The sequence below is a fragment of the Corynebacterium sp. genome (assembly GCF_030826625.1).
GTDB lineage: Bacteria > Actinomycetota > Actinomycetes > Mycobacteriales > Mycobacteriaceae > Corynebacterium.
Genome location: NZ_JAPJNQ010000004.1, coordinates 18,373 through 38,166 on the forward strand (window position 1 = coordinate 18,373; position 19,794 = coordinate 38,166).

Here is a 19,794-nt window from a genome sequence, read left to right on the forward strand (position 1 = left end):
AATGTGACGCATGACTGATTCCACTGAGACTTCCGCGACCACTGCATCCCCACAGCAGAAAACCGCCCTGGTTACCGGCGCATCCTCCGGCATTGGTGCCGCCACCGCGAAAGCGCTTGCCGACGACGGCTGGCGCGTAGTCATCGCCGCCCGGCGCATGGACCGGTTGGAGAAACTCGCTGCCGAGATCGGTGCCACCGCGCACCAGCTGGACGTGACCAGCCAGGAAAGCGTCGACAAGCTGGCGGCAGCCGTCGTACGCATCGACCTGCTGGTCAACAACGCCGGTGGTGCGATTGGGCTGGAATCGATCGCGGAATCTTCGCTGGACGATTGGGATCGCATGTACGAGATCAACGTCGCCGGTACGGTGCGCGTGACCAAGGCATTTTTGCCGTCGTTGCTGGCTTCTACCGATAACGCTGCAGGCGACAACGCCGGCCTGGTGGTCAACATCGGTTCGGTGGCTGGCTGGACCCCGTATGCCGGTGGCGCGGGCTATAACGCCGCTAAGCACGGGGTGCGCGCGTTCAACCGGGTGTTGCGCTTGGAAAACCCGGGGACGCTGCGGGTTACCGAGATTGACCCGGGCCGGGTGGCTACCGAGGAGTTCTCGCTGAATCGTTTCCGCGGCGATGCCGAGAAGGCCGCCGAGGTCTACGCCGACAAGCTGAACCTGAGCGCCGAGGACATCGCCGAGGCCGTGCGCTGGGTCGCGGCACTACCGGCGCACATGAATATCGACACCATGCAGATTACCCCACGCGACCAGGTGTAATGGCGGCTGTGTTTAATCGCCACCGCGGCGGTTCGGTAACCTGGCCGCTATGACGACTGCGGATAATTACCCCAAGGTTCCCATCAGCGGTGACGCGATCAAGCTCGGCCAATTCATCAAACTGGCCAGCCTGGTCGCCACCGGTGGGGAGGCGAAAGAGCTGATCGCTGCCGGTGCGGTGACTGTCAACGGCGCGCCCGTCGACAAGCGTGGCGCCGCGCTGCACCCTGGCGATGTGGTGTGCATTGACGACGAGTGCGTGGTCGTGGCTGCGGCCGACGAGCTTGACGACGACGATCTTGGCGACGACGACTACTTCGACGAAGCCACCGCCGACGACGATTTTGATCCCGAGAAGTGGAGGAACATGTAATGCCCGCATTTATTGCTGAAGTTGGCATGCCCTATTGGGCGGATCTGACCACCTCAAACCCGCAGGCCGCGGCCGATTTTTATTCCGGGCTGTTGGGCTGGGAGATCTCTGGCGACGATTACCGCATTGCGCGCCTGCAGGGCTTGCCTGTCGCGGGCTTGATCCCGCAGCCGGAGGGCACCAACGCGCCGGATACGTGGGTGACGTATTTCTTGAGCGCCGACATCGATTCGGACATCGCGAAGGTACGCAAGCTCGGCGGTTCCGTGTTGGCCGACCCGCGCGAGGTGGAATTGGGCACCATGACCGTGCTTGCCGACGCCGCCGGCGGATTGTTTGGCCTGCTGCAGCCGAAGGGGGAGGATAAGTTTATCGCTGCTGGTGAGCCGTCGACCCCGGTGTGGCACGAGCTGACCTGTAATGCCGGTTTCGAGGATGCGGTGGAGTTTTACCACGAGCTATTCGACTGGGGCATCCGCACGCTGACTGACGACGAAGCCGATGCTGACGGCGTGTACCCGAACGGCACCTATGCCGCGGCGATGGCCGACGGCGCGCCTTTCGCAGGGTTGTGGAAGGCCGAGGGGCAGTTCCCGCCGCAGGTCAAGGGCTTTTGGCAGACGTATTTGGGTGTTGCCGACGCCGACGAGGCCGCACGTCGTTGTGCTGAACTTGGCGGCGAGGTCATCCGCGAGCCGTGGGATTCGCCGTTTGGGCGCCTGTGCTTGATCGCGGATCCGACCGGTGCCACCGTCACTTTGTGCGAGGTGGAAGAAGCACCGGAGGAAGGCCGCGAAGAAGACCCGCTGGATGGGATCGACCTGCCGTAGTTTGACCTGCCGTAGTGATCGCTACTGTAGCTCGAGCTGCACGCCGGTGGAGAAATGCCGCACCTTTTGCTGGAGAAATCCATTATCCAATGATGGAGAAATCACGTGTGTAATAGACGACGGCGTTGTCGTCGTCCCGCTGACAGTGCTTGAAGCAATATGAACACCATAAAGTGACTTATATCACACGAAGAGTGTTGACGCGACATTAGTCATTGAGTACTTTGGTGATTATCATGAACTTGCATGAGCAAGCATGATGTAGAGCATGAAAAAGTTCGAAAACAGTCACTCTTCGTCGGCTGTCTAATTTTGCTTTTAATGCTGGCAACGGTTTTTGGGGGTGGTCTGAATTTTGAAAACCTTTTGGTATTCGCTTTAGCAGCTGCGGTTCTGTTGTACTTGGTACGAAACCCTATTCCTGATTCCAGTAATACACTTGGCATAGCGCTCGCAGGTTGCATTTTGCAAGCACTGTCAATTTTTGATGTCTGGGGAATTACTCAGACAGTTGGCCTAGGTTTTGTAAGTGGCGCCGTGGTCTTGGTGATGCTGCGCGAGTACAAGACGCGATCATTTGACAAGAAACTGTCCGAGGAAGAATCGCGGAATAATAACTCAAGTGTATAGCTCCGCGACTATGAAGTCTGAGCGAGATAGTGCTGGAATCGACCTGACGTAATTGCGGCTGATGTGTGGAGAAATGCCGCACCTTCTGCTGGAGAAATCCACTAGGTTCTACCGGAGAAATCCATTAGGCAGAAGTGGAGAAATGCCGCAGGCTGCTAGGCTGAGCGCGCGAACAACCCGCCACCGCATTGCACGGCGAGACTCCGCGTTTGCTGGATGAGTGGCAAGTGGTGCCGGAAGTCTGGAATGAAGTGCGCCACGAGGTGGACCGTCGTCGGCAAGCGGGCCAATTTCTGCTCACTGGTTCTGCTACTCCTGATGAGCATCCAATGCGTCACTCTGGCGCAGGGCGGTTTCGTCGCTTGCGCATGCGGACGATGACGTTGCAGGAAACCGGCGATTCCACCGGGGAGGTTTCCTTGGCCGCGTTATTGCGTGGGGAATCACCTGCGATCGCGGAATCCGAACGTGATTTTTCCGAGCTCATCGCGCGCGTTGTCCGAGGTGGATGGCCGGGCGCATTGAATATGTCGCACGAGGCCGCAGTAGAGATGAACCACTCGTATCTTGACGACACGTGTGAGCACGACTTTCCTTCTGTTGCTGGTCCGCGCCGGGATCCACGTCGGATCCGCGTGTTTCTGGAGGCGATTGCAGCTTTATCGGCGCAACCTGCTACTTTTAGCGCGATTGGCCGCAGGATGAATGATGCTGCGGCACTGCCCATCGGCGAAACTGCACCATCTGTGCTGCATGATTTCGCCGAGCGTATGTTTTTAACCGAGGATCAACCAGCCTGGGCACCGAAGCTGCGTTCACGGACCGCCGCATTACAAACACCAAAGCGTCACTTGTGCGACCCTTCATTGGCGGCCGAATTACTCGGGGCGAATGCTGATCGGTTATTGGCAGAGCCGGAGTCACTCGGGTTTTTATTTGAAAGCCAGGTGGTCCATGATTTGCGAGTCTACGCGCAGAAAAATAAAGCGCGCGGGGTATTTCATTACCGTGATTCGAAAGGCCGGGATGAAATCGACGCAGTTGTGGAAGCCGCCGATGGTGCGTGGATCGGGCTGGAGGTGAAACTTGGCCAGCATGCCATCGACGCGGCAGCGGAGAACTTGTTGCGGGTGAGCGCAAAAATCATTCGGCCGCCGGAAGCACTCATCGTCGTCGTCCCGACCGGTCTGGCGTACCAACGAGACGACGGCGTTTTCGTCGTCCCGCTGACAGTGCTTGGGGAATAACTCTGGCTTGCTATCGCTGCGGGCGCAAAGCCCGGGCGAAATATTCCTCCACAGCCTCGGGTTTATCCAGTGGCAACACCGCACCGACGTATTGGTCTGGGCGTACGATCACAACCGCGCCATCACGCGAAATTCCCCGGGCTTCGAAGATGTCATGCTCGTCGGAAACCACGCCGAAGACGTTATCCCAGTTAGGGACCTGGAATTTGCCATTACGCGGACGGAACAGCCGCGGCGCATCCAGGATTTCCCAATCCCAGTGATTCGTTTGCTGGTAGATCGCCTTAATATCAAAATAGGCGTTTTCATCCTGATCAGCCGGGGTGAACTTGGCGACGATCTCCTCGACGGCGTCCGCCCAGGCAGTCATCTTTGATTCTGCGCCGGCCTGTGGGCGATCCGCGAAAGCGTAAATGCGGTAGCGGCCATCAGCTGTGTGCTGGTGGCCCAAATGCGTACGCAGGGCATCGGAACGGCGCAGTACTTCATAGGATTTAAAACGCTTGCCGACGTCGAAGCCCGTCGCCAAATCTTGATGGGTAGCGTCACCGACGATCATGTTGGGCTCGTACTGGGTGCGGAAACCGGCTGCAAACTCCTCGGCTTCGACGTAATACTTTTCGACGGCATCAGGGCATTCCAGCTGTTCTGGTGGCGTGGCCATCAAGGTAGACCATTCGCGGTCAAAGTTAATCAAATTTTCTGCGGCTGGCTGGCGTTCACCGTGGTAGGTGCACAATAGTTCTTCTGGTGCGCGTCCGTCGAGAACATGCCCGAGCTTCCAGGCAATATTGAAACCATCTTGCATGGAAACGTTCATGCCCTGACCTGCTTTGGCAGAGTGGGTGTGGCAGGCGTCGCCAGTCAAAAATACGCGGGGTGTGTCATTGATGTCATCGAAGCCGTCGACAAGTCGGTGCGCAACCTCATACACAGAGTGCCAGGCAACCATTTTCACGTCAATGAAATATGGCGAGTAAATCTCGTTTGCTTTCTCAATGATCTTCTCAATCGGTGTTTCCCGAACCTTGCGGTTGTCATCTTCGGGAACTTCGCCGAGGTCAACATAGATCCGGCAGAGGTATCCGCCCTCGCGTGGGATATGCAGAATGGAACCGGCCTTGGAATGAATCGCACATTTTGTCCGCCAGTCCGGGAAGTTCGTATCGACGACGACGTCCATCACACCCCAAGCATGGTTTGCCTGGTTGCCTTGGAAGCTGCGGCCGATAGATTTGCGCACCTTGGACCGAGCACCATCGCAGCCAACTACATATTTTGCCCGGATAGTGCGCTGTTCGCCTTCAGTGTTCTCGACGACGGCAGTAACCGGGTAGTCCTCGGAGAGGTCGCCGACTTCCAAAGAAACGAAATCCCAGCCATAATCTGGTTTAATCCGAGCTGGCCCGCGCTGTGCCTCCCGGGCGAAATAATCCAAGACGCGGGCTTGGTTCACAATCAGGTGTGGGAATTCGGAAATACCATGTTCGTCGTCAATGGGGCGTGCACCGCGTTTGATGGCATCTGGATTTTCTGGGTCCTGGTTCCAGAACGACATCTCGGTGATCGTATAGGCTTCTTCCGTGATTTCAGCAGCAAAACCGAAAGCTTGGAAGGTTTCTACTGAGCGTGCCTGAATACCATCTGCCTGGCCGAGCTCCAGACGGTGTGGTCGACGCTCAATAATGCGGGTATTGATATTCGGGAACCTTGACAGCTGGGCAGCAGCAATCATGCCGGCAGGGCCAGAGCCGACGATGAGTACGTCCATGGTTTCCGGGAGTTCTTCTGCACGGTCAATGCCATATCCTGCGGCAGGAAGAACACGTGGATCCTGTGAAACGTAGCCATTGTGATGAAACTGCACTGTTTTGCTCCTTGCTGCTTATTCGACGCCGTTCTTTCCGATACCGGGTTAAGGGTGGATTGAGTGAGAAAGCGGCGGGAGAATTTATGAGCTAGATCAAATAATGCTTTGATCTGTGAACTGGGTCTTATTCTAGGATCATATATGATCATTGCGATCTATACAACACTTTTCTGGAAGTGTTATATGCGCGTCTTATGATCATTTCGCTGTGGGCGCAAAAATAAGGGCATGTGCCGGGTTAAAGGGTTAACCACCAAGCACACGCCCTTATGGTTGAACTTATGGCAGAAGCTAGTTTGGGACCTGATTATTGGCTGCTGGTTGCTGGCTACTTATTTTTGCCGAACGTGAATTGTCCAGTCATTTGTTCTTGCTCATGTTCAGGCCCCAAAGGGATGCCCTTGCGCTCGCGCAGCAGGAATACGCAGATGAAACCAACGATACAAGCGCTGACCAGGTAGCCGGAGATGGCAAAAGTAGTTCCTGTTGCTTCCAGTAAAGCTGCGGCGATCATTGGTGCGAATGCGCCACCAAGTACAGACCCGATGGCGTAGGTGATGGATACGCCGGAGGCGCGAATAGAGGCCGGGAACAGCTCAGCGTACAGCGCGGACTGCGGGCCGTAGGTTAGGCCCAAGCCAACGGTGAGGCCAATCAAAGCCAAATACAGCATGCCCAATGACCCGGTATTGACCAGAGGGAACAGCGCGGCGGCGCCGATGCCCTGCAGCACGAATCCGATCAGGTAGGTCATTCGGCGGCCAATATAGTCTGAGACCCAGCCGGCGAACAGGGTTGACAGCATCCAGGTCACAGCCGACAGCGTCACCGCATTCAAAACATCACCGCGCTCTAGGCCAATGGGGCCGTCAGGGTTGGTGGTGTAGTTCTGGATATAGCCACCGGTGGTCATGTAACCAACAGTGCCGTTACCGGCGAAAACCAGTGCTGCAGTCAGCACTAGTGGCAGATAGCGCTTGAATAAGATGCCAATGGGGTTGGAAGCTTCGGCATCTTTGCGTTCGGAGATTTCCTGGAAAACTGGGGATTCGTCAACTCCCATTCGTACCGCATAACCGACAATGACCAGCACGATGCTGAACAGGAATGGGATGCGCCAGCCCCACTCCAGGAATGCATCACCTGGTGCGATGGTGTTCATGATCGACAGAACGCCGGACGACATCAGCAAACCGAGAGGCACACCGACCTGTGGTCCAGAGCCGTATAGGCCTCGCTTATCGTTGGGTGCGTGCTCTACCGCCAGCAGCACAGCCGAACCCCACTCACCACCTGCAGAAATTCCCTGGATGATGCGCAGTGTGATCAGCAGAATTGGAGCCCAGATTCCCCAGGTGTCGTAGGTTGGCAGCACACCAATCAGGGTGGTGGCACCGCCCATGGCAAACAGCGTGACCATCAAGACGGTGCGTCGGCCTAGCTTGTCGCCGAAGTGGCCGGCTAGGAACGCGCCGAGCGGGCGGAACAGGAACGACAGGCCGACCGAAGCGAAGGAGATAATCGTCGCCAAGCCGCCTTCTAGCGGGCCGAACATGAGCTGGTTGAATACGAGGCCAGCGACGGCAGCGTAGAGGAAATAGTCGTACCATTCGATCGCGGTACCGATGGTGGTCGCTGCAACGACGCGGCGACGTTCTTTCGCCGAGACCGTTGTGGAGGTGGGCGTTACCGACATAAACGTCCTTTCGAGGGGGGTGTGGGTGATAGGCGGAGTAGTGGATTAGTTGATCCTGCCTTGTTGTCCGCGTGGCTACCAATGCGTTGGTGTGTGGCGACTTATATATAGCACTATGTTGTGAAGTGAACCACTTGCAGTGATGTTAGAGATGATATACGATTTGGGCAAGTGCTTGTCCGAAAGCTCTTCGAAAATGCTTCTTTACAGAAAAGGATTCTTCATGGCTATTCCCGACATCCTTCCGGAGAAACCGGGCAAAGTCATTGCCGTCCACGTCGCCTTTGAATCTCGTGCGGCTCAGCGCGGTCGCCGCCCGAAACAGCCCAGCTATTTCCTGAAAGCCACGAGTACTCTTGCGGTTTCGGGTTCCGAGGTGGAGCGCCCTGCGGGGACTGAACTGTTGGCTTTTGAAGGCGAAATTGCGCTGATTATCGGAAAGCCCGCCCGCAACGTTTCTCTTGCCGACGCTTGGAATTACGTCGGCTATGTCACCGCATCGAATGACCTCGGGTTGTATGACTACAAATCGCAGGATAAAGGGTCTAATACTCGTTCCAAATCGCGGGATGGATACACCCCGATTGGTCCGGAGCTTATGGATGCTTCTGCTATTGATCCAGCCGCGTTGCGCTTGCGCACCTGGGTGAATGGTGAAGTGGTGCAGGAAGACGGCACGACAGACAAAGATCTGATTTTTCCACTCGCACAGTTTGTCGCTGATCTTTCGCAGCACATGACGCTTGAACCAGGCGATATCATCCTGACGGGTACCCCGCGTGGGTCGAGTGTAATTGTGCCTGGCGACGTTGTGGAAGTGGAAGTTGATGTTCCAGGTGCCGACAGTCCTATGAGCAGCGGCCGTTTGCGCACGACAGTTGTTGATGGTCCTGGCTCATTTGATCCAGAGCTCGGAAGTTTGCCACAGATAGATGACAAACTCCGGGAAGATGCATTCGGCGACCGTGAATCAGCAGGGTTACCACCTGCCGGTCAAGAAGAAAGCGGCAACGCAGCAGAACCCGAACAGGCTCTGCCCGCAGATCTCGTCGACAAGCTCAAGAAAGCCCCCACCGCAGGGTTGTCTGCGCAATTGCGGAAACATGGCATCGACCAGTCTGTAATTGAGGGCGTGTACCCGCAGACGAAGGGTACCAAGCTGGTTGGCTGTGCTCGCACACTGCGCTTTGTGGCAGGCCGTGAAGACCTGTTTAAAAAACACGGCGGTGGCCTGAACGAACAAAAGAAAGTTTTCGACACGGTACGCGAAGGCGAAGTCATCGTCATTGAAGGTCGGCAAGAAGCAGGATCGGGCACGCTCGGCGATATTCTGGCGCTGCGAGCACAAACCCGCGGTGCTGCAGGCGTGGTCACCGACGGTGGAGTGCGTGACTATGAAGCAGTACGCGAAATCGGATTGCCGGTCTTTACCCAGGGCGCGCACCCGTGTGTTCTGGGGCGTAAACACGTGCCTTGGGACAGCGATATCGCCATTTCTTGCGGTAACGCCACTGTTGTTCCTGGCGACGTGATCGTCGGTGATGATGATGGTGTCATCGTTATTCCTCGGGAACTAGCCGAAGAAATCGCCGACGGTGCGCTGGCGAAAGAGCACGAAGATGAATGGGTCGCAGGCCAGGTTGCGCAAGGCGCCAGCCTCGACGGTTTGTTCCCGCCAACTGGGGAGAACAAAAAGGCCTATCAGCGATTTCGTGATAGTGAGGGGGCATGACAACTTCTCTCCGGGACTCGGCGGTCCAGTCCAAATCGCAGCATGCCTATGCATGGATCAGTGAAAAGATCCGCACGCGAGAATTTGAACCCGGCCACCGCTTAGTCTTGTCCGCTCTTGCCGACGAACTCCAGGTCAGCGTCGTACCTGTCCGTGAGGCAATTCGTCAGCTGGAAGCGGAAGGCATGGTCACCTATGAGCGCAACGTCGGCGCAAAAGTGACGATGCATAACCGCAACGCTTATTTCGAAACCATGGAAATCGTTGCCACGCTAGAAGCTGCGGCTACTGCACTGTCGGCGCCTCATCTTGGTGCTGAAGACTTAACTGCAGCCCGCGAGCTGAATCGACAGATGCAGCAGCTAGATATTGCCACGGAACCGGAAGAATTTACGCGGCTTAACCAACAATTTCATGAGGTTTTATTCGAGAAATGCCCGAATAGCCGCCTCATGAAGCTACTGCGTGAACAGTGGGAACAATTGAATTATCACCGAGTTTCTACCTTTCGTTATATTCCGCAGCGCGCACGCGAATCCGTTGCTGAACACGCACAACTTGTCGATCTGATCGAGGCCGGCGCGGATGCGGATTATCTCAGTCGTAAAGCACTGGAGCATCGCATGGCGACAGCACGCAGCTACCGCGAAAATACAGAACCACACAGCACAGAACCACACAGCTACGAATAACTATCAGGCAAGGAGCTAACGATGAACGCAATCAATAATGATGCAGCTAAACCTAATGATCTCCCAGAAAAGATTCTGCATTACATCAATGGTGAATTCGTAGAATCCATTGACGGCGAAGAATTCGATGTACTGGACCCAGTGACGAACAAGACCTATATCACCGCGGCATCAGGAAAGCCGCAGGATGTAGACAAAGCAGTTGCTGCCGCTAAGGAAGCATTTGAAAACGGCTCTTGGGCGAACGCTCTGCCACGTGAACGTGCACGTGTACTCAATAAAATCGCCGACGTCGTCGAAACGCGTGCGGAAAAACTTGCTGCCTGGGAATCTTTTGACTCCGGCCTGCCCATCACGCAAGCCACCGGCCAAGCCAAGCGTGCCGCGGAAAACTTCCGCTTTTTCGCGGATCTCATCGTCGCTCAAGCGGATGACGCTTACAAGGTGCCGGGCCGTCAGATCAACTACGTTAACCGCAAACCTATCGGCGTTGCTGGTTTGATTACCCCGTGGAACACTCCGTTCATGCTGGAATCCTGGAAGCTAGCTCCAGCTATTGCGACGGGCAACTCCGTGGTGCTGAAACCGGCCGAGTTCACCCCGCTTTCAGCGCAACTGTGGGCAGGAATCTTTGAGGAAGCAGGCTTGCCGAAGGGCGTATTCAACCTGGTCAATGGTTACGGTGAAGAAGGCTATGCCGGTGATCCACTGGTCAAGCACCCAGATGTACCACTGATTTCCTTTACCGGCGAATCTCGCACCGGCCAAGCAATTTTCGCTAACGCCGCACCGCACTTGAAAGGCTTGTCGATGGAACTGGGCGGTAAGTCTCCAGCCATCGTTTTCAATGATGCGGATATGGAAACCGCGATTGGTGCCTGCATTTTCGGCGTGTTCTCGTTGAACGGCGAGCGTTGCACCGCAGGTTCGCGCATCCTGGTTCAGCGTGATATCTACGATGAGTTCGTCGAGCGCTATGCTGCGCAGGCCAAGCGCGTCAAGGTTGGTCTGCCGTCGGATCCCAAGACGGAAGTCGGTGCACTGGTACACCCGGAGCACTACGAAAAGGTGACCTCGTACATCGAAATCGGCAAAAAGGAAGCCACCCTGGCTGCTGGCGGTGGACGTCCGGAAGAATTCCCGGAAGGCAATTTCGTGCAGCCAACCGTATTCATCGATGTGAAACCGGATGCGAAGATTTTCCAAGAAGAAATCTTCGGCCCGGTAGTAGCAATCACGCCGTTTGATTCGGAAGAAGAAGCCCTGGAATTGGCGAATAACACCAAGTACGGTTTGGCAGCTTACGTTTGGACTTCCGACCTGAAGCGCGCCCACAACTTCGCACAAAACGTGGAAGCTGGCATGGTCTGGCTGAACTCAAACAACGTCCGCGATCTACGCACCCCATTCGGTGGTGTGAAGGCTTCTGGCTTGGGCCACGAAGGCGGTTATCGCTCGATTGATTTCTACACCGACCAGCAAGCAGTTCACATCAACCTGGACAAAGTTCACAACCCTGTTTTCGGAAAGCAAGACTAAAACCTTTCCCAGTCTCTATCCCATGCCGCCCCGGCGCCAGGTCAACCACAGATCTGGTGCTAGCCGTCTGTATTAAGGAGTCATCATGACTGACACTCAATCCCCAGAAGTTCAAGCACCAGATATCTTGCGCTGCGCCTACATGGAAATCGTGGTTACGGATCTGGAAGCATCCCGTAAATTCTACGTCGACACGCTCGGGCTCGTCGTCACCGATGAGGATGATGATGCGATCTACCTGCGTACCTACGAGGAATTCATCCATCACAACTTGGTGCTGCGGAAAGGCGAGCAGGCTGCGGTGGCCGCGTTTGCCTACCGTGTGCGCAGCCCAGAAGACCTGGATCTGGCGGAGGAATTCTATAAAGCACGCGGCTGTGAGGTGCGACGAAACAAGGATGGCTTCGTCAAAGGCATTGGTGATTCCGTGCGCGTGCAGGATCCGCTGGGCTTTCCCTATGAATTCTTCTACGAAGTAGAACACCGCGAGCGTCTGGCCTGGAGCTACGATGCACACATCCCAGGTGCAATCGTGCGCCTGGATCACTTCAATCAGATCACCCCGGATGTACCGAGCGCGGTGGGCTACATGGAAGACCTTGGGTTCCGCATCACAGAAGACATCCGTGACTCTGAGGGCACGGTATACGCAGCCTGGATGCGCCGGAAGCCCACCGTGCACGATACCGCTATGACCGGTGGCGATGGCCCGCGTATGCACCACATCGCATTTGCGACACACGAAAAGCACAACATCATCGCTATCTGCGACAAGCTGGGTGCATTGCGGGAATCGGACCGTATTGAACGCGGCCCAGGCCGCCACGGTGTTTCCAACGCGTACTACCTGTACCTGCGCGACCCAGATGGACACCGCGTTGAGATCTACACCCAGGATTACTACACCGGAGACCCGGACAACCCAGCCGTGACCTGGGACGTCCACGATAACCAGCGCCGTGACTGGTGGGGCACGCCCGTCGTGCCGTCCTGGTACAGCGAAGGATCCCTGGTTTTGGATCTGGATGGAAACCCAGTTCCGCTGACCTCGCGTACGGACGCTTCTGAGATGGAGCAAACTATTGGTGCTGATGGTTTCTCGTACACCCGCCCAGATGATGGCAAAGACAAGCTTCCAGATTGGAAGAAGGGCGAATATAAGCTGGGAAATCAGCTTTAAACCCGGACTGATGGCCAGGTTAGAAGGAGGAACGTCATGTTGAGCAAAGAGCAGCAGATCGCGGTTGCCGACGAACTTGCGCAGGCAGAAAAAGACCATAAACCCGTAGAGCTTTTGACCAAGCGCTATCCCGAGATGACCGTGGAGGATTCCTACGCGGTGCAGGCAGAGTGGGTTCGTCGTGGAATCGCCGATGGTCGTAAACTCGTCGGCAGAAAAATCGGACTGACTTCGAAAGTGATGCAAGAAGCAACCGGCATCACTGAACCGGATTACGGGGCGATTTTCGCAGACCAAATTTTTGAAAACGGTTCTGTCATCGACCATGACCGTTTCTCCAGCGTGCGTATCGAGGTTGAGCTGGCGTTTGTTCTGAAAGACGATCTGCACGGCCCGTCGGCAAGCATTTTTGATGTCTTACGCGCCACCGAATACGTCGTTCCTGCACTAGAAATCTTAGATTCCCGGATTGAGATGCAGGGCCGCACTATCGTCGACACGATCTCGGATAATGCTGCCCTGGGTGCCATGATTTATGGGGGAAACCCCGTGGCACCGGATGCTGTGGACCTGCGGTGGGTATCCGCGTTGCTGTACCGCAACGAAGCGATTGAAGACACCGGGGTGGCCGCCGCGGTATTGGATCATCCGGCGATGGGCGTGGCGTGGCTCGCAAATAAACTACATGCGCATGGTGACAGCCTCAGCGCAGGCGATATTATTTTGGCAGGCTCGTTCACCAAACCAATGTGGGTGCACCCAGGAGATACCGTGCACGCCGATTACGGAAAGCTAGGAACCATCACATGCCGATTCCAGTAAAATTGCCTCGCACGTTTGCCCAGCAGCTGCACGAGGAGACCGGCCCGCAGGTGGGCGCGTGGATTTCTTCGGGCTCGCCGGTCGCTGCAGAAATCGTTGCCTCGGCCGGTTTTGATTGGCTGCTTGTCGACGGTGAACACTCGCCGTACAGCCTGGAAACCGTCACCGACCTGTTGCGTGCTACCGACGCCTATGGTGCGACGCGGGTAGTGCGCGTCCCGGTTGGGGACACCGCGCTGATTAAGCAGTACCTGGATCTCGGTGCGCAGAATCTCATGATTCCGATGGTTGACACTGCTGAGCAGGCCCGCGATGCGGTTGCGGCGATGCATTACCCGCCACGTGGTGTGCGTGGTGTCGGTGCCGCATTGGCGCGTTCTTCCCGGTGGAACGCGGTGGAAGACTATTTACAGAATGCTTCCGACCACGTCAGCCTGACCATCCAATTGGAGTCGGCGACTGCTGTGGACAACGCTGCAGAGATTGCTGCTGTCGATGGCGTTGACCAGTTGTTCATTGGGCCTTCTGATTTGGCTGCCTCGATGGGCGTGTTGGGTCAACAGACGCACCCGGATGTGCTGGATGCGGTTTCTCGTGCGATGAAGGCATGTCAGGATGCGGGAAAGCCGGTTGGCGTGAACGCGTTCGATCTGAAGCAAGCGCAGGCTTATCTGGACGCCGGAGCTGCGTTTGTGCTGGTTGGCGCCGATGTACAGTTGCTTGCCGGTGCGGCCCGGGGCTTGGCGGATAAGTTTAGGCAGTAGGGAGCGTGAGGGTGCAGCGTTGCTGGCGCTGCTCGCTTTGCTGCTGCCGTTTCTAGCGTTGTTGGTGTTGCTGGTGTTGCGGCCGTTGCTGGCGCGCGTCATACTTCGTGAGCTTTGCTTTTAACTGTTCGTGGTGCACCGTCGCCAAGCAACCAACCTTGACGACGTACCGCGCCAGCTCCATATCCCCCATTTTCGCCCGGAACGCCATGCCCATGGTGACGTCGTGACCTGGCTTGCCGACGAATTCTATGCTGTCACCTGCGGTGATTGTTCCTGGTGTGATGATGCGGAAGTACGCTCCGCAGTCGCCGTGGTCGGTGAAGGATTTCAGAAAACCTGGTTCGTTAACCCAGCCTGCGAACGTGGCACAGGGGCTGCGTGGGATGGAGACTTCTAAAAGTGCGTCGCCGATTTTAATTTGCTGGTTGATCAGCAGCGATTGCAGGTTAAGCCCAGTGGTGGTGAGGTTTTCACCAAAGTATCCGTCGCGGAATTCTCGGCCGAGCTCGTTTTCCCAGTAGTCGAGCTCTTCGCGGGCGAATGCGTAGACGGCCTTGTCGGCGCCTCCGTGGTGTTCGTGGTCGCCGATGGAATCACCAGCGACACCGGAACCGTCGCCATAATGTGGGCCGGGAATCTTGAGTTCAATCGCGGGCTGTGGCTGCTTGTCGATGCCGGTGTATGTATGCCTTCCACTCGGATCAGCCCGACGGACGGCGACATTGGTGGAGATGACCTTCATGGTTTCATTCTGGCATGTTGCTGGGAATGATGCGGAATGCTTGCCATTGATAGCAATTGATAACAATTGATAGAACCGTTCGAATTATCAATAACTATCAAGGCGAAAACCTTAAATTCTTGACGCTACTACCTGGACATTTGGGAGCGACCCGCCTTAGTATTGATAGCAATTGATAGAACCGTTCGAATTATCAATAACTATCAATTTTAGAATGACGAGGAAATGATGCAGAGAAGTCAGAAAAGTCCTTACACCCCAGGGCGAGTCACAACTCATTTGCCCGGCCGCGAGCGGCAGCTGAAAGATCTTGAAAGATCTTTGATGTTTATGGCCGACGAACCTGCCCTAGAAGGGCGCATCAGAGCATTTGTGGGGCCCCGGGGCGTTGGTAAAACGAGTTTTCTGCGTGCCGTCCAGCATCTTGCTGAAGAACAGGGCTTTTCGACGGTTTGGGTTACCGCTGGGGATGCAATTTTCTTGGATTCCCTGTTGCAGGGGTTTGAGCGGATTAGCAGCACCTGGGTGGATTCAGCGCGTAATTCGTTGAAAGGATTACTGGACAGAATCTCGCTCAGTTTCGGTGGTTTTGCGGTTGCTTCTGGTGGTGCGGGAGAAAAGCCTCAGGGATGGGCTGCTTTGTCGAGACAGCTACAAGAGGTGATGTCGCTCGCTGGTGAGCAAGAGAAGAAATCTGGAAACGGAATTGTCTTGCTTATCGACGAAGTACAGGAAGCAGATGCTGCAGGATTACGGGCTCTCAGTTATGCCTGGCAGCACATGCAATCGGAATCCCCTGATGTGCCGTTGATGACGGTGTGTGCGGGCTTGAGTCACACCCAGGATGTAATTACGGATGCAGTGAGTTTTGCTGAGCGCTTCGAGTACACGTATTTGGAGAATCTGTCGAGAGAAGCTGCAGCTGAAGCTTTGATTAATCCCGCGCGAAGCAAAGACGTTAAATGGGATAGTTCGGCAAAGATTGCAGCACTCGAGATGGCTGCAGGGTATCCATATTTTTTGCAGCTCATTGGGGACGAGGTATGGAAGGCAGCTGATTTCCCGAAAGCAGGAACCATTTTATCGCACTCTGATTTTGTCGCCGCTGAAGTGAAAGTACGAGAAAGCCAGAATCATTTTTATCGAGCTCGGTGGAAGAAGGCGACGCGGCGCGAAATGGATTTCTTAGCTGCAATGGCTGAGCAGCAGGTTCAACATGTTAAGCGTGCGACCATCGCAGATACCTTGGGAGTGCAGACGACGGACATCAGTGAGTTGCGGCGCTCATTGATGGATAAAGGGATCATTGAAGCCCCGCGGCATGGATTCCTGAGTTTCACCGCGCCTGGTTTTGCTGATTTTATCTTGACAGAATGCTTGCTTGACGACGGATAGTTTTTTTAAAATGGCGGCTCATCATCAGTGTCGTTGTTTGTCGTCGAGCTGTTGCCCGAAGCTGTGTCGTTGTAAGACGTGCCGTTGTTCGGTTCGAAGTTGCCTGATGTTCCCGAGTGGGCATTGAAATCATAGGCACTTTCGTGTGCACTGCCGTCGGCATCCGAACCAGGACCGTTTTCTTTCAATTTCACAATTGCTGCGCGGATCATCGCTAGTTGTTCCTGGCAGGCCTCAATCTTGATTGCATGCAGATTCGGGTTGTTAATCGCGTGTTCCAGACGGAACACGTTGTCATGCCAGAATTGCTCTTCCTGAGTTTTCGTCATTATTGATTGGGTTTCATTTTGTACTTGTAACTCTCGGAATGCTTGCTCCCGGTTGTTATCACCTCCGGTTCCTTCCTGTTCTTTCGATTGTTTCTGAAGTTGTCTCCGATGCTGTTTCTGATGTTCTTTTTGTGCTTGCTCGCGCTGTTCTTTGCGGTGACAATTCATTTTTTGCGCAACGGTCTGAACCCAACGACGATTGGAAGGGGCTAAGGGGCCGTCGGCCTCTGTTGATTGCCAACTGCCATCGGCGAACAACCACACGATTGTGCCGCTCGCTGGTTCAAAGATTGGGCGGGCGCGTTTGTCAGTTTTGATGTTGTGGTGGTGTTGGCACAATGCGATTAAATTCGTCGGGGTTGTTGGACCGCCTTGGTCGTATTCCACGACATGATCCATCTGGCAGTTGGTCGCCGGTTGGGTGCACCCAGGGAATCGGCAATGCCCATCACGACCAACCACAGCAGAGCGCATCGTTGGAGTAGTGGCATAACCAGCAACTACAGCGTTTGTGGTCGCATCCATGTCATAGTGTTTAGACGCTTGCGAAGCGAGATGGTCAGCAGCGTCGCCAAGCAAAGTCTGCACGCCACCGCCAGTTGTTGTGGACACAAACAGTGGAGCATTAGCGACATCGCTAGCCCGGTAGCAGTTTAAAGTCACGTTGGTCTGGCCTTTGCTCAAAAGCAATTCAATGGTGGCGTCGCGAAGTGAAATCCCTGCTTGTTTGGCGTGTTCGCGGATATGAGCATCGACCGTGATTGCCGTTTCCGCATCAGTTTCAAAGCGGAATTCGTGCGTGTCGTTTTCATTCCGGAGGACACATGGAATATCCGTGACCTCATAGTTTGGGCGAGAAGGCTTCTGCTTTTTGGTTTTGTCGCGCACAGATTCGTCGTGAAGTTCAATCTCCCTGGTGATTCGGCGCGAAATCGCCCGCTTTGATGGCATTTGTTGTGCCGGTTTTGTGGGGGTTAAATAGTCGACTAACAAATCGTCGATTATCGAGAACAACCGCGCATTCACAGTGCCAGCTTTGAGCATGGCGCGGTCAATCGCGATCCACCGATCGAGATCAATATGCCACAACGAGGTGGCAAGTGCGCGGAGTTTTGGCAGGTCAATCATACGATAGTATGCGTTGATGATGGCACTGACTTTAAAGGAATTGAACCCGCTGTTCGCAATCATCTCTTGAAGCATCAAGTCGTAATCATCGTCGGCGAGATTAATAGCGGTCTTCCACGCAAGATATTCATGCCGACGGAGTTTGAGCATCGTTTGCGCGTGTTTACTGTCTGGATTGCAATGGGTGAAATACGCGGTGGAGGCGCCGTCGGCATGCGAAGAATCGGAAGACTCGTCGTGCTTGTTGTTGTCTGCCATGATTTGCTCCCCGAACGTGATTGCTAATGAAGATATTTTAAGTTTAACGGTGATTGTTTGAAAACGAAATGGTGTTCGAATTTATTGCTTCCCTAAAAACTTGCGGCGGCGTTCGAAGTAACCGTCATTCTTGACGTTAATGTGCTGTTAAGTGGCGATTTAACATAAACGTCATCACCTTACAATCGAACATTGCACAGTGTAATGTGCAGGCAGATTTAACCAAACAAGTTTTCTTATGGTCTAATGTCAGTATCGAATATTTAATCCAATCAGAAAACGTGAAATTAGATCAGGGAAGGAGTGGCAACCGTCCTAACGCCTAGACGTATGGAGGTGCAAAACACATATGGGAACCACCACAAATGGCGAGCTTTGGACAATAAAACCTGGCAATTGAGGCGACAATAGAGATGGAGATCGCGAGAGCAGCTAGCAGCATCGCGAGAGCAACTAACTACAGGGGAGACAGACGTGGTTATCGTACACATTGTCATCGTCCTCGCTGCCATATTCTTGGGTGCGCGGATTGGTTCCATCGGCATTGGTATGGCCGGTGGTTTGGGCGTCGTCCTGCTGGGCCTTTCTGGAATCCCGGTGACCAGGGATGATATTCCTTTCGACGTCATCGGCATCATCATGACGGTCATCGCTGCGATTGCTGCGATGCAGCGCGCTGGCGGTATGGATTATCTTGTTCACATCGCCGAGCGTTTCCTGCGGAAACACCCGAAGCGCATCACTTTTTACGCGCCAATTGTCACCTGGCTGATGACGGTGCTCGCAGGTACCGGCCACACCGCCTTTTCGACGCTGCCTGTGATCGTGGAAGTCGCCAAAGAGGGCAAGGTCCGCCCGTCGCGTCCATTGTCGATCGCGGTGGTGGCCTCGCAGATGGCGATTTGTGCCTCGCCGATTTCCGCCGCCGTCGTCCTGTTGGCTGGCCTGCTGGAACCGCAAGGCGTGGGGTACTTGCAGGTGCTTGCCGTCGTCATGCCGGCGACGTTCCTGTCGATCTTCCCGGCCGCCTGGTTGGCTAATAAATTTGGCAAAGAGCTTGTCGACGACCCCGTTTACCTCGAACGCAAGGCTCAAGGCTTAGTTGCGGAACCACGCGGTGCGCACAACTACCAACCAGACGCGGGCGCGAAGGCTTCTGTTCTGGTGTTTATTACGGCAATCGTCGTCGTCATGGCCTGGGCGACGGTGACCTCCGAGCAGGTCGGCCTGATTGCCGATCCGACGTTGCCACGTAACGAAGCCATCATGACGGTGATGCTGACGGCCGCGGCGATCATCGTCATGCTCACGAAAATTCCGGCGGGTGATGTGCTCAATACGCCGGTATTCAAATCCGGTATGTCTGCTTGTGTCTGCGTGCTGGGTGTCGCGTGGTTGGGTACGACGCTGATCAACCACTACCTCGACGATATCCAGAGCTTGGCTGGTGGTGTGCTCGAATCTTCGCCGTGGCTGCTGGCCGTCGTGCTCTTCTTCGGTGCGGCACTGCTGTACTCGCAGGCAGCGACCACGAAAGCGCTCATGCCCGCTGCGCTCGCTCTCGGCGTCAACCCGGTTACCGCCGTCGCCGCGTTCCCGGCAGTATCCGCGCTGTTCATCTTGCCGACGTACCCAACTCTGCTGGCGGCCGTCGAAATGGATGACACCGGCACCACGCGTATCGGCAAGGCGGTATTTAACCACCCATTCCTGGTCCCCGGTGTGGTCAGCATTGCCAGCTCGGTGCTGCTCGGTTATGCGTTTGGAGCAGTGATTATCTAGCAGC

17 protein-coding genes are annotated in these 19,794 nt (G+C 55.2%); 13 read left to right on the top strand and 4 right to left on the bottom strand.

The features are described from left to right. Positions 1 to 10: 10 nt before the first annotated feature. The 5 genes from RCH87_RS01130 (at position 11) to RCH87_RS01150 (ending at position 3,858) form a co-directional block, all read left to right on the top strand. A complete protein-coding gene (locus RCH87_RS01130; RefSeq protein ID WP_306514912.1) occupies positions 11 to 778 on the top strand; it encodes an SDR family oxidoreductase in 768 nt (255 codons plus the stop codon). 49 nt (positions 779 to 827) lie between these two features. Beyond that, a complete protein-coding gene (locus tag RCH87_RS01135; protein ID WP_306514913.1) occupies positions 828 to 1,151 on the top strand; it encodes an RNA-binding S4 domain-containing protein in 324 nt (107 codons plus the stop codon). Then, on the top strand, positions 1,151 to 1,981 hold the full coding sequence (locus RCH87_RS01140) for a VOC family protein (RefSeq protein ID WP_306514914.1): 831 nt from the start codon (positions 1,151 to 1,153) through the stop codon (positions 1,979 to 1,981). Before RCH87_RS01135 ends, RCH87_RS01140 begins: the two co-directional genes overlap by 1 nt. A gap of 246 nt (positions 1,982 to 2,227) precedes the next feature. Then, positions 2,228 to 2,611, top strand: a complete 384-nt coding sequence (locus tag RCH87_RS01145) for a hypothetical protein (protein WP_306514915.1) — start codon at positions 2,228 to 2,230, stop codon at positions 2,609 to 2,611. 209 nt (positions 2,612 to 2,820) lie between these two features. Next, positions 2,821 to 3,858, top strand: a complete 1,038-nt coding sequence (locus RCH87_RS01150; RefSeq protein ID WP_373690887.1) for an ATP-binding protein — start codon at positions 2,821 to 2,823, stop codon at positions 3,856 to 3,858. A 10-nt stretch (positions 3,859 to 3,868) separates the two neighbouring features. Here the strand turns inward: RCH87_RS01150 and RCH87_RS01155 are convergent, their stop codons facing one another. Both RCH87_RS01155 and RCH87_RS01160 read right to left on the bottom strand, forming a co-directional pair. Then, complete coding sequence (locus tag RCH87_RS01155; protein WP_306514917.1) at positions 3,869 to 5,725, bottom strand: FAD-dependent monooxygenase; 1,857 nt, start codon at positions 5,723 to 5,725, stop codon at positions 3,869 to 3,871. Positions 5,726 to 6,056: 331 nt separating this feature from the next. Continuing rightward, entirely contained in the window at positions 6,057 to 7,424 is a 1,368-nt protein-coding gene (locus tag RCH87_RS01160) for an MFS transporter (protein ID WP_306514918.1), read from the bottom strand. Positions 7,425 to 7,647: 223 nt separating this feature from the next. Between RCH87_RS01160 and RCH87_RS01165 the strand changes: the two genes are divergently transcribed. The 6 genes from RCH87_RS01165 (at position 7,648) to RCH87_RS01190 (ending at position 14,153) form a co-directional block, all read left to right on the top strand. Next, positions 7,648 to 9,156, top strand: coding sequence for a fumarylacetoacetate hydrolase family protein (locus RCH87_RS01165; protein ID WP_306514919.1), 1,509 nt, complete (start codon positions 7,648 to 7,650; stop codon positions 9,154 to 9,156). Beyond that, a complete protein-coding gene (locus RCH87_RS01170; RefSeq protein WP_306514920.1) occupies positions 9,153 to 9,848 on the top strand; it encodes a GntR family transcriptional regulator in 696 nt (231 codons plus the stop codon). The genes RCH87_RS01165 and RCH87_RS01170 overlap by 4 nt, the downstream gene beginning before the upstream one ends. A 21-nt stretch (positions 9,849 to 9,869) precedes the next feature. After that, positions 9,870 to 11,387, top strand: a complete 1,518-nt coding sequence (gene hpaE, locus RCH87_RS01175) for a 5-carboxymethyl-2-hydroxymuconate semialdehyde dehydrogenase (RefSeq protein ID WP_306514921.1) — start codon at positions 9,870 to 9,872, stop codon at positions 11,385 to 11,387. Between the two features lie 85 nt (positions 11,388 to 11,472). Continuing rightward, positions 11,473 to 12,567: a 3,4-dihydroxyphenylacetate 2,3-dioxygenase gene (hpaD, locus tag RCH87_RS01180; protein ID WP_306514922.1), complete on the top strand. Its 1,095-nt coding sequence runs from the start codon at positions 11,473 to 11,475 to the stop codon at positions 12,565 to 12,567. A 36-nt stretch (positions 12,568 to 12,603) separates the two neighbouring features. Then, positions 12,604 to 13,389 (top strand): 2-oxo-hept-4-ene-1,7-dioate hydratase, encoded by a 786-nt coding sequence (gene hpaH / locus RCH87_RS01185; RefSeq protein ID WP_306514923.1) that lies wholly within the window; start codon positions 12,604 to 12,606, stop codon positions 13,387 to 13,389. Further along, complete coding sequence (locus RCH87_RS01190) at positions 13,374 to 14,153, top strand: HpcH/HpaI aldolase/citrate lyase family protein (RefSeq protein ID WP_306514924.1); 780 nt, start codon at positions 13,374 to 13,376, stop codon at positions 14,151 to 14,153. Before hpaH ends, RCH87_RS01190 begins: the two co-directional genes overlap by 16 nt. 52 nt (positions 14,154 to 14,205) lie before the next feature. Here RCH87_RS01190 and RCH87_RS01195 read toward each other — a convergent pair whose 3' ends face one another. Then, entirely contained in the window at positions 14,206 to 14,898 is a 693-nt protein-coding gene (locus RCH87_RS01195; RefSeq protein WP_306514925.1) for an MOSC domain-containing protein, read from the bottom strand. Between the two features lie 228 nt (positions 14,899 to 15,126). On the opposite strand from RCH87_RS01195, the gene RCH87_RS01200 reads away from it, so the two are divergent. After that, positions 15,127 to 16,293 carry an AAA family ATPase gene (locus RCH87_RS01200; RefSeq protein WP_306514947.1) on the top strand — a complete coding sequence of 389 codons (1,167 nt, stop codon included), beginning with the start codon at positions 15,127 to 15,129 and terminating at the stop codon, positions 16,291 to 16,293. Between the two features lie 5 nt (positions 16,294 to 16,298). Here the strand turns inward: RCH87_RS01200 and RCH87_RS01205 are convergent, their stop codons facing one another. After that, positions 16,299 to 18,008: an HNH endonuclease signature motif containing protein gene (locus tag RCH87_RS01205; protein ID WP_306514926.1), complete on the bottom strand. Its 1,710-nt coding sequence runs from the start codon at positions 18,006 to 18,008 to the stop codon at positions 16,299 to 16,301. Positions 18,009 to 18,482: 474 nt separating this feature from the next. Here RCH87_RS01205 and RCH87_RS01210 point away from each other — a divergent pair, with 474 nt between their 5' ends. After that, a complete protein-coding gene (locus RCH87_RS01210; protein ID WP_306514927.1) occupies positions 18,483 to 19,790 on the top strand; it encodes an anaerobic C4-dicarboxylate transporter in 1,308 nt (435 codons plus the stop codon). Positions 19,791 to 19,794: the final 4 nt, after the last annotated feature.